Annotated in this window: 27 protein-coding genes; 5 read left to right on the top strand and 22 right to left on the bottom strand. The window is 60.7% G+C overall.

Annotated features, from left to right (window positions below):
- Positions 1-40: 40 nt before the first annotated feature.
- From LIS66_RS27460 to LIS66_RS27435, 6 genes are all read right to left on the bottom strand, one after another.
- A complete protein-coding gene (locus LIS66_RS27460; protein ID WP_227974566.1) occupies positions 41-1306 on the bottom strand; it encodes a tyrosine-type recombinase/integrase in 1266 nt (421 codons plus the stop codon).
- 151 nt (positions 1307-1457) lie between these two features.
- Complete coding sequence (locus tag LIS66_RS27455) at positions 1458-1730, bottom strand: hypothetical protein (RefSeq protein ID WP_227974565.1); 273 nt, start codon at positions 1728-1730, stop codon at positions 1458-1460.
- Complete coding sequence (locus LIS66_RS27450; RefSeq protein WP_227974564.1) at positions 1727-2053, bottom strand: hypothetical protein; 327 nt, start codon at positions 2051-2053, stop codon at positions 1727-1729. The genes LIS66_RS27455 and LIS66_RS27450 overlap by 4 nt, the downstream gene beginning before the upstream one ends.
- Before the next feature lie 306 nt (positions 2054-2359).
- Positions 2360-2833 carry a hypothetical protein gene (locus LIS66_RS27445; RefSeq protein ID WP_227974563.1) on the bottom strand — a complete coding sequence of 158 codons (474 nt, stop codon included), beginning with the start codon at positions 2831-2833 and terminating at the stop codon, positions 2360-2362.
- A 21-nt stretch (positions 2834-2854) separates the two neighbouring features.
- Complete coding sequence (locus LIS66_RS27440) at positions 2855-3448, bottom strand: hypothetical protein (RefSeq protein WP_227974562.1); 594 nt, start codon at positions 3446-3448, stop codon at positions 2855-2857.
- Positions 3445-3708, bottom strand: coding sequence for a helix-turn-helix domain-containing protein (locus LIS66_RS27435; RefSeq protein WP_227974561.1), 264 nt, complete (start codon positions 3706-3708; stop codon positions 3445-3447). Before LIS66_RS27435 ends, LIS66_RS27440 begins: the two co-directional genes overlap by 4 nt.
- 129 nt (positions 3709-3837) lie before the next feature.
- Between LIS66_RS27435 and LIS66_RS27430 the strand changes: the two genes are divergently transcribed.
- From LIS66_RS27430 to LIS66_RS27410, 5 genes are all read left to right on the top strand, one after another.
- Complete coding sequence (locus tag LIS66_RS27430) at positions 3838-4497, top strand: XRE family transcriptional regulator (protein ID WP_227974560.1); 660 nt, start codon at positions 3838-3840, stop codon at positions 4495-4497.
- A 324-nt stretch (positions 4498-4821) separates the two neighbouring features.
- Positions 4822-5112, top strand: coding sequence for a hypothetical protein (locus tag LIS66_RS27425; RefSeq protein ID WP_227974559.1), 291 nt, complete (start codon positions 4822-4824; stop codon positions 5110-5112).
- 27 nt (positions 5113-5139) lie between these two features.
- Positions 5140-5601, top strand: a complete 462-nt coding sequence (locus LIS66_RS27420) for a hypothetical protein (RefSeq protein ID WP_227974558.1) — start codon at positions 5140-5142, stop codon at positions 5599-5601.
- A 96-nt stretch (positions 5602-5697) separates the two neighbouring features.
- Complete coding sequence (locus tag LIS66_RS27415) at positions 5698-6351, top strand: ParA family protein (protein WP_227974557.1); 654 nt, start codon at positions 5698-5700, stop codon at positions 6349-6351.
- A 75-nt stretch (positions 6352-6426) separates the two neighbouring features.
- A complete protein-coding gene (locus LIS66_RS27410; protein ID WP_227974556.1) occupies positions 6427-6717 on the top strand; it encodes a hypothetical protein in 291 nt (96 codons plus the stop codon).
- A gap of 271 nt (positions 6718-6988) precedes the next feature.
- Here LIS66_RS27410 and LIS66_RS27405 read toward each other — a convergent pair whose 3' ends face one another.
- From LIS66_RS27405 to LIS66_RS27330, 16 genes are all read right to left on the bottom strand, one after another.
- Positions 6989-7243: a hypothetical protein gene (locus LIS66_RS27405; protein ID WP_130901858.1), complete on the bottom strand. Its 255-nt coding sequence runs from the start codon at positions 7241-7243 to the stop codon at positions 6989-6991.
- Positions 7240-7500, bottom strand: a complete 261-nt coding sequence (locus tag LIS66_RS27400) for a hypothetical protein (RefSeq protein WP_227974555.1) — start codon at positions 7498-7500, stop codon at positions 7240-7242. Before LIS66_RS27400 ends, LIS66_RS27405 begins: the two co-directional genes overlap by 4 nt.
- An 83-nt stretch (positions 7501-7583) precedes the next feature.
- Positions 7584-8009: a hypothetical protein gene (locus tag LIS66_RS27395; protein WP_227974554.1), complete on the bottom strand. Its 426-nt coding sequence runs from the start codon at positions 8007-8009 to the stop codon at positions 7584-7586.
- On the bottom strand, positions 8006-8320 hold the full coding sequence (locus tag LIS66_RS27390) for a hypothetical protein (RefSeq protein ID WP_227974608.1): 315 nt from the start codon (positions 8318-8320) through the stop codon (positions 8006-8008). The genes LIS66_RS27395 and LIS66_RS27390 overlap by 4 nt, the downstream gene beginning before the upstream one ends.
- Positions 8317-8565, bottom strand: a complete 249-nt coding sequence (locus LIS66_RS27385) for a hypothetical protein (protein ID WP_227974607.1) — start codon at positions 8563-8565, stop codon at positions 8317-8319. Before LIS66_RS27385 ends, LIS66_RS27390 begins: the two co-directional genes overlap by 4 nt.
- Positions 8562-8957 carry a hypothetical protein gene (locus LIS66_RS27380; RefSeq protein ID WP_227974606.1) on the bottom strand — a complete coding sequence of 132 codons (396 nt, stop codon included), beginning with the start codon at positions 8955-8957 and terminating at the stop codon, positions 8562-8564. The genes LIS66_RS27385 and LIS66_RS27380 overlap by 4 nt, the downstream gene beginning before the upstream one ends.
- 83 nt (positions 8958-9040) lie before the next feature.
- Positions 9041-9673 carry a hypothetical protein gene (locus tag LIS66_RS27375; RefSeq protein ID WP_227974604.1) on the bottom strand — a complete coding sequence of 211 codons (633 nt, stop codon included), beginning with the start codon at positions 9671-9673 and terminating at the stop codon, positions 9041-9043.
- A gap of 35 nt (positions 9674-9708) precedes the next feature.
- Positions 9709-9981: a hypothetical protein gene (locus LIS66_RS27370; protein ID WP_227974603.1), complete on the bottom strand. Its 273-nt coding sequence runs from the start codon at positions 9979-9981 to the stop codon at positions 9709-9711.
- Positions 9982-10160: 179 nt separating this feature from the next.
- On the bottom strand, positions 10161-10358 hold the full coding sequence (locus LIS66_RS27365; RefSeq protein WP_227974602.1) for a hypothetical protein: 198 nt from the start codon (positions 10356-10358) through the stop codon (positions 10161-10163).
- 85 nt (positions 10359-10443) lie between these two features.
- On the bottom strand, positions 10444-10878 hold the full coding sequence (locus LIS66_RS27360; protein ID WP_227974601.1) for a hypothetical protein: 435 nt from the start codon (positions 10876-10878) through the stop codon (positions 10444-10446).
- 14 nt (positions 10879-10892) lie between these two features.
- A complete protein-coding gene (locus tag LIS66_RS27355) occupies positions 10893-11204 on the bottom strand; it encodes a hypothetical protein (protein WP_227974600.1) in 312 nt (103 codons plus the stop codon).
- 19 nt (positions 11205-11223) lie between these two features.
- A complete protein-coding gene (locus LIS66_RS27350; protein ID WP_227974599.1) occupies positions 11224-11760 on the bottom strand; it encodes a hypothetical protein in 537 nt (178 codons plus the stop codon).
- Positions 11744-12151, bottom strand: a complete 408-nt coding sequence (locus LIS66_RS27345) for a LexA family protein (protein WP_227974598.1) — start codon at positions 12149-12151, stop codon at positions 11744-11746. Before LIS66_RS27345 ends, LIS66_RS27350 begins: the two co-directional genes overlap by 17 nt.
- Positions 12151-12573 (bottom strand): type II toxin-antitoxin system HicB family antitoxin, encoded by a 423-nt coding sequence (locus LIS66_RS27340; RefSeq protein WP_227974597.1) that lies wholly within the window; start codon positions 12571-12573, stop codon positions 12151-12153. The genes LIS66_RS27345 and LIS66_RS27340 overlap by 1 nt, the downstream gene beginning before the upstream one ends.
- Positions 12574-12604: 31 nt before the next feature.
- A complete protein-coding gene (locus LIS66_RS27335) occupies positions 12605-12787 on the bottom strand; it encodes a type II toxin-antitoxin system HicA family toxin (RefSeq protein ID WP_227974596.1) in 183 nt (60 codons plus the stop codon).
- A gap of 101 nt (positions 12788-12888) precedes the next feature.
- On the bottom strand, positions 12889-13224 hold the full coding sequence (locus LIS66_RS27330; RefSeq protein WP_227974595.1) for a hypothetical protein: 336 nt from the start codon (positions 13222-13224) through the stop codon (positions 12889-12891).
- Positions 13225-13311 lie beyond the last annotated feature (87 nt).

Genomic DNA, 13311 nt, shown 5'->3' with positions numbered 1-13311 from the left:
GTTTAAAATCCTCTTATATGATTAATTTGGGTTGTACGGCTCAGGCCAGCCAGCCCGAGGGGTCTACGGCGATCGGCTTAACCGCGCGTCTTGCTCCTGTCTTGTCCTGCAACGCGTCAAAACCCTGCGCGTCAAGCCATGCGTGCCACCGTTCCAGGGCGTTGCGCTTGACCTGTTCGCCCATGGCTTGGAAGTAGGTGCGTTCCAGTTCGCTGGTCGCGTGGTTGAGCAGCAGCTTGCCCACCAGCGGATCTACGCCAAGGTTTGCCCATATAGAAGGCGCGAGTTTGCGCAGGTCGTGGCTCGTCCATTCGCCGGCGCCGTAACGGGTGAACACTGCAAAGGCCTGACTGCGTGACATAGGTCGACCGGAACGCACAGACGATGGGAACAGGTAAGCCCCGGTGTACCCCCTCGCCTCTTGGTCTTCACGGTAACGACGCAGAAAGGCCACGGCTTGCGAGGTCAGTGGCAGGACATGGTCGCGCTTTGATTTGGTGTCAGCCCCGGGCAGGAACCACTCCCCCGCGTCCAGATGAATGTTTTTCCACTTGGCCAGACGGGTTTCGGTGATGCGCGTGGCATGGGTCAGCATCAACACCATCAGCGCGACGCCGGCCGGATCCTTGGCGAAGAACTCAGCCCAGTCGGCCAGCAGATCCACAACGGCCACATGACGCAAGCGCGCCCCCTTGGGCCTGATCTTCGCCTTGGTGAAGTTGCCGAACGTGATGCCCGCCATCGGGTTGACGGTGATTTTCTTCAGGGTCAGCGCGCGACTGAATACGACTTTCAGCACGTCCAAGGTCGACTTGACGTAGCCAAGGCTGTATTCGGCCTGCATGTGCCAAATCAAGTGGCGATCGAGGGTGTCGGGGTTGAGTTTGCACAGCGCCAAGTCGCCCAGGGCGGGCAGCAACTGGCGGGTAATGGCCGACAGGGCCGAGGCCTTGCGCTCACTGGATAACAACCGGTCAGCCTTCAGGCGCTCCGCGTACCAGTCAAGGACCTGGCCGACACGCTCCCAGCCATCGACGGTGGCCACCGCTGTCGGATCGGTCATCAGCCGAGCAAGCACGTCGGGCACGCTGTCGATCATCAGCCGTGCCGGCACATCAGGCCAGTTCGCCGCCTTGCGCCACTTCGGGCCGTTGACGTAGCGCACCAGATGCCAACTGCCTTTGCTGCGATCGTTACGGTAACGAAAGCGCAACGGGTGCCGGGGGTCGTTCAACTCAGTGACGTGCGGATCTTCGGCGTGCCGCTTGATCACCGCGTCAGAGATAGGAACCGTGAGTGTCGCCATGGTGCGTGCCTCAATGGTGCCCACGGCCATGCCGGCGGGCGGCGTTGTCTTTCTTCAGGCAAAGCAAGGCCGCAGGCGCGACGATGCCCATAAATTGATTGGTTGGAACGGGTAGAGCCAAACTGGCGCCTTGCGCGACAGCCTTAACGCATTACTCCGGTAGACCGGCCTGCCACATCTTCGCGGCCACAGCGGTCAAGGGCTTGGCGAACATCAGGCAATAGACGCCCGGCGCACCCCAGCCACCGGCAAACCGAAACCCGACCAGATCCCCGCCGTGGTCCATGCGCGAGCGCTGTGCTGGATTGAGCGCGGCCGGCAGAACACCCCGCGCCGTCTCGACATGAATAGCGAAGCCCAGGGCGGCCCCGACAGCGTAGGGATCTTCCCCACGGAACCCGGCAAATAAAGGGTGGAAGTTCATTTCGGCCCCAACTGATTTTCAATGGTGTCGCGCGCCTCTGAAAGGCGGCGCTTATAGGTCGCTAAACTGATACCGAGGGCCGCGGCCTTTTCGAATTGGCCCACGCCTCGGGGGTCGTAACCCTTGATGCAGCGGCGCTCAGTAACCCGCCACCAACCGGCGTCATACTCCAAGCGCAACACATCGGCACACATAGGGTCTGACGCAGCCATGGCGACCACGCAAGATTCGATACGGGCCTCTATGCAGTCTGCCGGCTCGATTGAGCCACCAGAACCACCAAAGAAGATTTCGCCCTTGTTGTCGATCAGCTTGGCCAGCATTGAGCGGCCGGCACTGACCGCACCACCTGAGTCACACCAGCACGCCCAAAGCTCATATGTCGCCGCCCCGTGCTTATGCCTTCCCCTCGCCATACCACCCCCTAGCCGCCGGCTTCAGGCGTCAGCTTATGGCCCTTTCTGGCGTCACTCCGACAGGCTGGAAACTTCAACCCACTGAGGCACAATCGGACGCCCAGTACCACCTCAGAACGCACGCATAGCGAGCAGCCGCCTTGGCGGATCTGCTGTACTTCGATGATTCTGGCGGGGTCACCATAAGCAAAGGCCGGCAGCGCCCGGCTCAGCTCACGCACTGACGCGGACCTTGGACGATCGGGCAGCCTGCCCCATGGCCAGCAGATATTCCGATAACGCCTCAAGCGGGTCGAGAACGTGACCAAAGCCCGGGCCACGGGGTGTAATCATTCGATCGGCGCGCCGAATGGGCACCAGTGCGGACGGAGCCGAACCATAGACGTGCCAAATCTCACCACCATTTTCACGGACAAGAGCAGCCTCTTGGAGCGTCAGGCAGTGGATGATTACCAGCCCTCCAGCGGCCGCCGGCTTGCACTCAAGACCGTCAATGACCTGAGCCAGCGTAGCAGCGCGAGCCTCACCATTCAGCGGCGGCAGCTTGCGAGCCAGGGGCTTAACCCCGCGCCGCATAGGCGGATTTAGTGCATACCCTGCCAAGCGAGCCTTACCAGCACTCACCAGACGGTCGGCAATCTGTTCACGGTCGGTTATTTCACCACCAGTCAGAGCGATCAGAAACAAAGCATTCCCCTTGCTGCGCTCTCAAGCGAGAGCGCGAAGTTTGTCGACCCGCAGGGCCTTCAGATGGTCATGCAGGATGGCCGGGTGTGGCGCCTCTCCTGCTTTGATTGCGCGCTCAGTGGCGGCTTCTACTTCGTCCGTGGTGACATTGGTGGCACACCAGCGGCGGAACAGTTGGCGAGTGACAGGGTCATTGGCCAAATAAGGCGGGCAGGTCAATTCGGACTTAAACCACTCGGCCCATTGTTTTTCTGTATCAAAAAGCTGACGCCCGGCCGGGGTGGCTGTTAGAGCCTGCGGCGGAGCAAGCCGGGCGGCCAGCTCCCCCACCAGAGTGATGCGCAGGCGGCCGTCATCGTTGCCGCGATCCAGTACCCGCGCATGTTCGCAATAGCTCAGAAAGTCGCCAGCGGCCTCATGATCGCAATGCAGGGCGGCCAAAAAATCACCCCACGCAACCACTGCAACCGGCACCGGAGCCGACGCGTCAGCGCGCTCTTTGACCAGCTCGATCACCTTAAGCAAGCGAGCCAAGCCCATCAGACCAAACCGCTGCTCGATCTTCCGGCCAATTACCATTTCTGACAGGCCCACAGGAAAAATAGTCGCGGTCATTGCTTGAAATCCAAGTCTTGACCAGGGATCGAAAACTTGGCTTTTCCATCCTTGAGCGCCCGCCAAAACGGAGTGTAGATACCGTTAAAGTCGACCACTCCGCGCGTCACGATCACGATATTCAAGGCCGCCTGAAAAGACGGCGGCGCTTCGAAACGACGCCACGAATCGACGGTTCGACGCTTCACGCCCAACAGCTCCGCAGCCACTTGAGAAGCGGCAATGGGCGCAAGGCTATCAATCCAGGCGTTCAGTTCCACAGTAATTCCGTTTTAAACAGATTCGCTGTTTATATTGGACAGCCTAGTTACCAAACACAAGTTCTTTTTAGTGTTTTTTACACTTTGGCTGTATATTTGCCGACTGGAATGAATCCTACAGAGACGCCAATGTTTGACATCAAAGAGACCATCAAGAAACGACTCAAGGCGGCCCGAACACACAAGGGATGGACTTTCGCCGAATGTGGCGCTGAGCTGACAAAGCTCACGGGTAAAACCGTGATCGCTTCGCGATACGGAAATTGGGAACTCGGCATCAACATCCCACCGCTGGAGATGCTATTTGCCCTGGGCCAGATACTTGATAAGCCGCCTGCCTATTTAGCAGGCCTGACAAATGACGATGGGACAGCCCCCGAAACTCGCGAATATGCAGTGCCGACCGTGTCGACAGTCACCAGCGATAGCGGACTGATCAAAATCGGCGACAACGCCCTGGCGTTTCGCATGCAGTTTCTGGAAAGCATCAAGCTCAACAAGAAACACATGCTACTGGTCGTTGCGCCCGACGACGCGATGGCGGGCATCATTGAGGAAGGCGATCGAGCCGTAATCGACCTCAGTGAAACCACCGTTACCCGTAACGACGTCTTTGCCATCATGGTCAAAGGTCGCCTCTGGTTGCGCTGGATACGCCAGACACTGCAAGGGGACTATTTGATTCAGGCCGAGCGAGGCGACCGCTACCCGGACCAACCGCTAACGCCAGAAGAACTGGAAGGCCTTCACATCCTCGGCCGCGTTCGCATCATCGCTCATTTACGCTAATAAATGCCCCGCCAAAGGGGCTTTGCTGTGTCTTTGATTTACAGTTAAACTGTTCAAAACATTAATTCCTAAAAAGTTCCATAGGACCTGTTTTTTTCTTCTGTAAAGCCCGTGTGAAGCCCAACCAAACCGTTCAAACCCTTGTGTTAATTGCCTTTTGCCATCACTCGCGGCGACCTCTATAGTTGCGCACTTGGATCCACTGAGGCCCGGCCGTGACCGATCGCCACAGCCAAATTTAGCAAAACGCACCACTTTGGGGCATGAAATACACACGATTTACAATTTAACTGTAAACAACAGAATGCAAGGTAGTAATCTGAAATGACAACAGGATCTTTGACCGCCCTTCTCCCCTCCTTCACTGCCCTTTCTCTTGGCAGCGGCACCGGAATCGTCCTATTCACAGAAGACACCCAGCGCCTTATGTGCATCACCGTTAGTCGCAAAGCGGCCGCTGCCGGGGGCATTGAAGCTATTGCCGCGCGAGCGATCGACACTGGTGATCACGACGAAGCCCTACAAATGATCCTCGATCTGGCCGCAGAACTGCGCCAAGGACTCCAGAATTTGGCCGACGTAACCGGCCAACTCAAAGCACAGAAAGCCGCCTAACTACCCACGGGGTTAAGGAAACACACGATGTACGCTGAAAAGGAAATTCACGGCGAAGACGTAATTGGGATGCCTGGGCAAGCTCTCTCACTCGCCGAGCTACGCGTACTTGTCGGATTAGCCGACGGTGAAACCCCCAACGCCATCGGCGCCGTGATAGGCGCCGACAGCAACAGCTTTCGCCTGATCGAGCGAAGCATAAAGGCCAAGCTTGGCGCCAAGACCCACCCACATATGATTTCTCGGGCATTCACCTTGGGCGTTCTGGTTCCCCGCGCGCTTTGCTTGCTGCTGTCGGTGCTGTGCGCTGCCGAACACATCGACGACGGAAACCGGAACCAAACCCGAAGAGGTGGCCGCACCGCTCCAGCCTCTCGCCTCGCACGCAACAGCATCAGCCGCGCCGCTAGCGGCCCGGGCAACCATCATGAAAGCTTTCGTCTAGCCCAATGCTTCCAAATTTATGGCGCCGCCCATCACATTAGCTAATTCGCTAAAAAGCTAATTCGCTTGTCATTCTGCATGCCGGGGTTATACTTCGTTCGTACTTAGCTAATTCGCTAATTCGGACAAGGAACCCCGCAGATGCAAACCCTTCACGCAATCGGCTGTATCTCTCAAAAAGGCGGCGCCTGGAAATCGACCATCGCCCGCGCTCTTGGCACCACTTACACCGTGGCCGGCTGGGAAACCAAGATCATTGACCTCGATATCAAGCAGGCCACTGCAACCAATTGGGGTCAGCGCCGTCTTCGTGCCGGCATCACCCCGGACGTTCCGGTACAGCTTTATGGCAACGTATCCGCAGCCATGAGTCGCGCCGGCGATGCCGACCTTTACATCTTTGACGGACCAGCAAATGCCACCGAAGAAACCGTAAGGATCGCCAAGGCCTGCCAATTATTGATCCTGCCGACTGGCCTCACCCTCGACGACCTTGAGCCGCAAATCTCACTGGCAAACAGCTTGGTCGATTCGCACGGCGTGCCGGTTGACCGAATTGTATTTGCCCTGTGCAAGGCCAGTACGCGATCAGCGCCGATTGATGCGGCCCGCGTCTACCTGGGCAAAACTCGATTTGCCGTATTGGACGGCTCGATTCGCAATCAGGACTGCTACGCCTCAGCAATGAACGAGGGCCGCTCGATTACTGAAACTCCTTTCAAGGGACCACGCACCGAAGCCATGCGGGTCATTCAGTCAGCGGTTGACCACTTCGAACGCTTGATTGCGGCCTGATAGCTAATTAGCTAATTAGCCAAATAGCTAAATCGCTGCTAAGATCAACTCAACGCGTATTCAGGACTAACGACCATGCCAAGCAAAACCACCACTTCCGCCGAAACCCCGGCAGTCAGAGTAGCCAAGCCTCCACGTCAAAAAGGCCTTGGGGAACCACCACAAACCGCGACCGAAACGGCAGCAGTCGGCAATAACACGAAGGTAGCCGCTGACGACAAGCTGGTGGATTTGGGCTTCAAACTGCCCCAAGCATTCCGCCGAAACTTCCGGCTGTTCTGCGCAAGCAACGACATGGCCCAAGTGGACGCGTTTAGAGAGGCAATGGCGGACTATATGAAGAAAAAGGGTTGGGAATCCAACTGAGAAAGGATTGGACGCCAAGGTCTTCGACCTCCTTGGCGTCCATAACACACCGAAACCCCGCAAAAGGTAACCGACATGTCAGATCTGGAATATACCACCCTGCGCCGCACGCCCGTTAATGATTTGGGCAAAATCCGCCCCGCCCAAATCGCGGAGTTCTTGCAAAGATGTTCTCCCGGAGTCCGCCAAGCGATCGAGCGGGCCAGATGGAACCGCTAAGCTATCAGCCACAAAAAAAGCCCCGACCTAATCGGGGCTTTTTTAATCTGCATCACTGCTCGACGGCAAACACCCGAACGCCCGCCTTGTCGGCAAACTCCGCAAGGGTATCCAACTTCGCCCAGGTACGCACCGGCTCACGCTTGGAGCGAATGGCATGCCAATCTGACGCAGGCCCGCCCAGTCGGAAATAGAAGGCCCACTGCTCACCCTTGCGAGTAGTCACGCGCGCGGCCTTGCTCTCGCGAACAGCGCCGGCGCGTACCAAATCCAGAAAGTTGCCTTCCTCATACCCCTTACGCTTCATGCTTGTCCCACGCGGTCGCGGAGAAAGGTCAACGACGAAGCCGCTAGATACCCGACCGCACCGCCCAGCACCTCGCCATCAGGCAAAGCCACTCTAACCCGTGAAGCGCCGAGCGACTCCGCCAAGTCGTACGGAAAACTCAACTCAAACAACCCGGGCATGGTTTCGCCCAGCGTCACATTTACGGCCGCTTCGCGCTCGATCGCGTCCGCGCCGATGAACCGCAGCACGGCCGGCCCTACATACGAAAAAGCCACGCTAACCCCTCAACAATCAAGAACGTCCAACGGCAGCCTACCAGATGGCCACCGCGTTACCGTAACACCGCCGAGGCGCCGACCTATTGAAACTCGTCTTCCTGCAAAACACGCGGATCTGCGCGACGCGCTAGGCGGGCGCACTCGCGGGCAAGCTCGGTCGAACTGTAGTTAGACAGCACCGCGATAATGCTTTTAAAGCGGGTCTTGAAATAGCCGGCATCCAGCACCCCGCCCTCGCTCCGGGGCAGACCCGGGGCGTCACGCTGAATGCCAAGGCGCACTTGAGCGGCAGCAACTGCCTTGCGGCCGCGTGCGGCAAAGCCTTCAGCGGCGACCGGGTGGTAGCCACCCTCAACCATCTTTTCGGTGTACCACTTCACGTAATAGCCGGCGTCTTCCAAATCATCGGCGGAGTCCACCGCATCGATCGACGCAACCAATTTCATCGCCCGGGCCTCCATCGCCTGGGCGCTCGCCAATGTCAGCTTTTTGGTTTTATCAGTCATTCCGCGCGACCCTCCACACCACCGAGGCGCCGCACATCGACCTTGAAGCCCTCCGCCTCAACATCTGTCAGCGCACCCAACACACGCAGGTCCCCCAGCCACGAACAGGTCACGCGCACGCTCTTGGGCCAGTCCTGGGCCAGTGCGTCCATCAGCTCAAACAACGCCCAGGTCAGCACCAAGGCGCCGGACTCGGTCACCTCCGGCCGCACCGCCTGGGCGATCCGTTCGGCCAGGCTAGCGACCTCGGGCGACAGCGCACGCAGGTCGCGCAGATCCTGCTCAAACTCTGACCCTAACGGCAACGTCATTGCGGTTTCTCCTGCAGCGCGACCTCGCGCTGCTTGGCCACACCATTCGCATGCTGGCAGAGCCGACCGGCATTGGCACGGCTCAGACGCTGCAAGCGCTCCAAAGTCATTACAGCCCCTTGCAGCTCCCCCAGCTTATACGCCACCGCCAGCTCGCTCGGCGCCCGGCTCAGATCCTCAAGCATCCACCGGACCACGTCGACCACGCTGGCCGGCAAGGCGATTCCGATAATCGCGTTACTCATAACTCGCTACTCCTGGGCGCACATCGCAGCGCACGCAAAACGGCTCGCTCAAGGGCCTCTTGACCCGCACTGTCACGCCGCTTGAAGTAGCCGGCGTAGAGCTTGCGCAGCGGCAGCAGCAAGGCCTCGATTTCATGCACTTTGCGCGCGTCGTTGCTGATCTTGCTTGCTCGCTGCCCGGCTTCGGCATCCTCGTCGCGAATCCGCCAGTCGATGCGGGCCGCCGCGATCGGCCATTGCTCGACGTATTTGGCCTCCGCCAAGCCGCGCGCAGTAGTGCCTCCAAAGGTCGCCCCTCGGTAGACCCCGCCGATCGCATGACGCTTGAACAACTTGGCGTCATACAGCGAGCCGTCATCAAGTTGGCCTGGCGCGATCTGCACATAGACCATAGCCCCCATCTTTCCACTCGTAAGCAAACGCCGGCCGCCGTAGACGTAATCCAGAGCCACTAACTCTGCAGTAGGTTCGCCCATTATTCGAAACTCACCAGTTCGCCCGGCGCGGTCATGGCGGCCAGCAACGTGCGCATGCTGCCGCACGGCGTGCCGTCCTCTTCCACCATGGGCTTGTCCAGATCCTCGGCACTGACCTCGCGCACATCGTCCATGTCGAAGGTGTCCGGCATGCCCGAATGCCCCTCGCACAGCTCCAGCGCCTGCTCGGGCGAGTGCGCGGCATAGACGTCATGCTCCCCCACCCAATACGCGCCCAGCGGCGCGGCCGCCGGCACGTCGCCGAGCAGATCCACCACCGGCGCGGCGATCGCCGACACCTCGCGCAGATAGTCGGTTTCCAGATCCACCTCGACCCACACACCCCGGGCCAGCCAGCCCGGCTCAGTCTTGCGGGCCAGCCACTGGCGCAAGGTGTCACCGTACTCGCCGCCCTTGTTGACCACTGCGCGATCGAGGACGTCGGCACTGACCGGCTTGGCGTCACCCACGCCCGGGCCGAACTTCTCCAGCGCCATGGCCAAGGCATGCCCGGGACTCAAGGCGGCATACATATCCAGCTCACCCACCCAAAAGGCAATCAGGCCAGTGACGGGGTCAGCCTGGGCGACCCACGCGGGGGTCGGCTGGCTCGGATGAAAAACGTGCGACATGGTGAATCTCCTTTCCTTTCGTAGGTTGTGACGCGTCACGCCGCGTCGGTGTCGGCAGCGGCGCGCTGCTCGGCGGCGCCGGCATTGACCAGATCGGCCAAGCGATCGGCGCTGAACATGGCCAGCGTTTCGGAACAGGTGTCGCAGCCCAGGTAGAACATGCATTCCACGTCGCGCGTGGTAAGCCGGCCTTGCTGGACGCTGGAGCGATTGACGATCGAGGTGGCCCAGGTCAGCGCGTGGCCACCGCAGTGACGGCAATGGGTGATCGTTAAGGCCTTGGCGGTATTGGCGACGGCGCTGGTCATGGCGTCCTTCCTTTGCGAGTAATGGGCGGGTAGTGCGTAAAACCAGATTGTAGCAAAGTGGGCACCCATTTATGCGCAAAGTGGGAACCGCAGACGTAAAAAAAGACCCCCGCCGGTCGCCTGACTGGTGGGGGTCGTTTTACATAAGCGGCGTTATTGGTAACGCGGCGGGGTCGCGCTTACGTCTTCTGGCCGTACAGCCCGGTGCCGGTCTTGGCTTTTGGCTTGCCCAGCACATACCAGACAAACGTTCGCCCGCTGTCGTCGCCATTGCCGCCCGAGGTAACAGCCAGCAGCGACCAGCCATCGGCCAGGCGCTTGTTGGCATTTTCGGCACCGACCACCTGCACCACTTCTGCCGCTTCACTCATTTGCATCGGTCTTGCTCCTTGCGATTGGACCGGCCGAGGCTCGGCCGGGCGGGGTTGCTTTTAGGGGGATTCGTTACGGGTAACGGCGGGGTCAGTCCGAACGGCACGCGGCCGCCTCGATGCCGCACCGCCAGACATGGCCGTCACCCTCCCGGCACAGCCGGTAGGTGTAGCGCGCATCGGTGCCGCGCATCGGGTCACCGGTCAGTACGTCGAAGTTGTCACGCTCACAGGCGAAACGCTCGCCGGCGCGCGGACCGTCGACTGCCTCAAAGGCTTGCAGCGGGTCGCGGCGTGGTTCGGTCGTCATGGTGGGGATTCCTGTCAGGGGAGCAAGGTCAGTTGTGGACTCGATCGCCTCGATCGGGCCGGCCGCTTTGCGCTCAAGCGCCACCAGTGTGGCGCAGCGCAGGCAATACACCACCACCCGAGGCGCACGCCCTACAAAACGAAACTGATCACTGCCGCAATGCGGACACAACGTTTCAATCTTCAGCGGCGGCAGCACGTCGACAACTTTGCTCATGGTGGGGATTCCTTTCAGTTGCATCGTTCGGCCTTGTCAGCCTGCGCGGCCGCCGCAGACTGCGCCACGTGATCGGCGGCATAGACGGCGGCGCGCTCGCTGATCACCTCGGCCAGATCCTTGCCAACGTGAGAGGCCGGCAGCAACTGCAACACATCACTGGCAATCTCATTGGCCCAGGTCGCACGCTGCTCGCGCAGCTTGAGCCGCGCCGGGCGATCTTCGGCCAGCATCTGGTCGCGATCAAGACGCGCCCATTGCGTGAGCATGTTCACCACATGCGACGGCAGGGTCAGGGTGATCGGGTCGTTATTCGGTCTGGCCATGGCGTGGATTTCCTTGTCGTTAAAAACTGTGTGGGATCTTGCTGTAGCTGCCCCGGGTTTCGCAGGCCCGGCAATCGTGCCCGGGACGGTCGAGCCAGCCGCCATACGGCTGCACGCCGTCGGGATTGCACACCGCGCACGGCGCGCAGGCCGTCACGCAATGACGCAGCCGATACGCCCGATCGCGCCCGGCTTCCCAGTCATCCCCGGGCGCGGCCAGTGCCGCCACCTGCGCGACCGTCAGCCCCGACCAGTCGTCGACCAGCGCGTCAGCGGCGGCCAGCTCGGACACCGTCAGCGCGGCAAAGCCGAAGGCCGGCGCGTCGTCGTCGATAGCGTCGATCGGCTCGGCCGCACTCACGTCGAGCCGCCCGATCGCTTCACCGGCGGCCGCTGCGCGCACGCGCGCACCCTCCAGCCGGCGGCGGGCCTGCTCCCAACTTTCGCCCGGGCGGGCACCGGCGCGCACCTGGGCATCGGTCAGCGGCAGCAGGATCGACGGTTTGGGCAGCGTGGACGGGGTCGGCATCGCCGGCGACTCAAACACGGTGGCCATGGCTGCGCACGCTGTGCGTCACCACGCCCCATACAGAAAAATCATCGCCTTCGAGCACGTAACGCGGCGGAAAACGCGGGTTCTCCGAGCGCAGCACCGGGCCTTGCGTGCAGAAGTCCAGGCGCTTGCACAGCGGCTCGGCGTTGAGCACGGCAATCACGATCTGTCCGCGCACCGGCTCGCGGGCCTTGCTCACCACCAGCAGGTCGCCGTCAAAAATGCCGGCACCCTGCATGCTCTCGCCTTCCACGCGCACCAGATACGTCGCCGCGTCGCGGATGTTCATCAGCGCGTCCAGCGACAGCAGCGGGTAGTCGGGCAGGACGGCGCCCGGGTCAAGCGCCGACAACCCCAGCGCCTCGATCGATTCGCTATGCGTAACGCCGCCCATTAGGCCGCCTCCAGTACCAGCGACAGGCGCCGGCCCAACAGGCCCAGCGCGCGCTCGACCTGCTCGATCTTCGAGGCGTGGAGAAAGTCCACCAGCCGGTCGACCATCTGCCGCGAGACGCCCAGGCGCCGGGCCAGCTCGGCGCGGCTGACGCCTTCGTCACACATGGCGTTCCACAGCATGATCTTGGCCACGGTCAGCGCCGGCAGACGCAACACCAGCGCCGGATCCTGCGCCGGCGACGCCGCCGGGATCTTGCGGCGCTGCTCGACGTACAACGACAGCGCCGATTCCAGGCCATTCAGGGCCTCGGCAAAGGCTTCGCCCAGGGTATCGCCGGACGCGTTCATTTCCGGCACGTCCGGGCACGACAACCACACGCCGGTCGGCTCGGTGTGCAGCTCTAGCGGGTACTGATACATACGGCTCACCTCTTGAGGGTACAGCCGGGCCTCAATCCTTGAGGCCCAGCTGTTTGATGATGGTTTTGCGCAACCCTTCGTGCATTTCCTTGCTGCCGTGGTCCGCAAAAATGGTTGATTTGCCATTCAAGTACACCTTGAAATGACTGCCCTTGGCGCTTTTGAACTCCACGCCTTGGGCCACCAACCACCGCCGAAACTCGCTGCACTTCATACCTGAAAGTCCCTGTCCGTTTCGGTAGAACCATTATGCATCACTTGTGATGCCTAGGCAACACTTGTGTTGCATATGCTTCAGCCGATGCCGGTCAGGCTTTACGCACTCACCGCCGCCACCTGGCGCCGCTTGTACCAGCGGCGCAGACCGCGCGCGCCCTTGGCCGCGTAGTACGCCGCCACCCCGAGCAGGTACAGCGGCCACAGCGTGATCAGCAGCACATAGGCCCACACCTCAAACACGCCCTCCCCCTGAGGGACACACACCCGCAGCACCCAGGCCATCAACGGGTTGCGCTCGATCGGCCGGTCGTGATCATCCAGCCAGTTCCACAGGTGGCGGTAGCACTCGGCGAGCACCAGCGCCACGCACCAGCCGACAAAAAACAGCACGCTCACCCGCACCACCAGACCGACCAGCTCCATTACTTCCATCTTGCTTTCTCCATGCCGTGCACACGGCCAAAGGGGCGTCCTCACGACGCGTTCAGGGTGTCATTCTAATATCAACGCCCGCCGGCG

This window comes from Pseudomonas sp. HN2 (assembly GCF_020736465.1).
GTDB lineage: Bacteria > Pseudomonadota > Gammaproteobacteria > Pseudomonadales > Pseudomonadaceae > Aquipseudomonas > Aquipseudomonas moraviensis_A.
The sequence above is the reverse complement of the archived record's forward strand: the minus strand, read 5'-3'. Positions and strand labels throughout refer to the sequence as shown.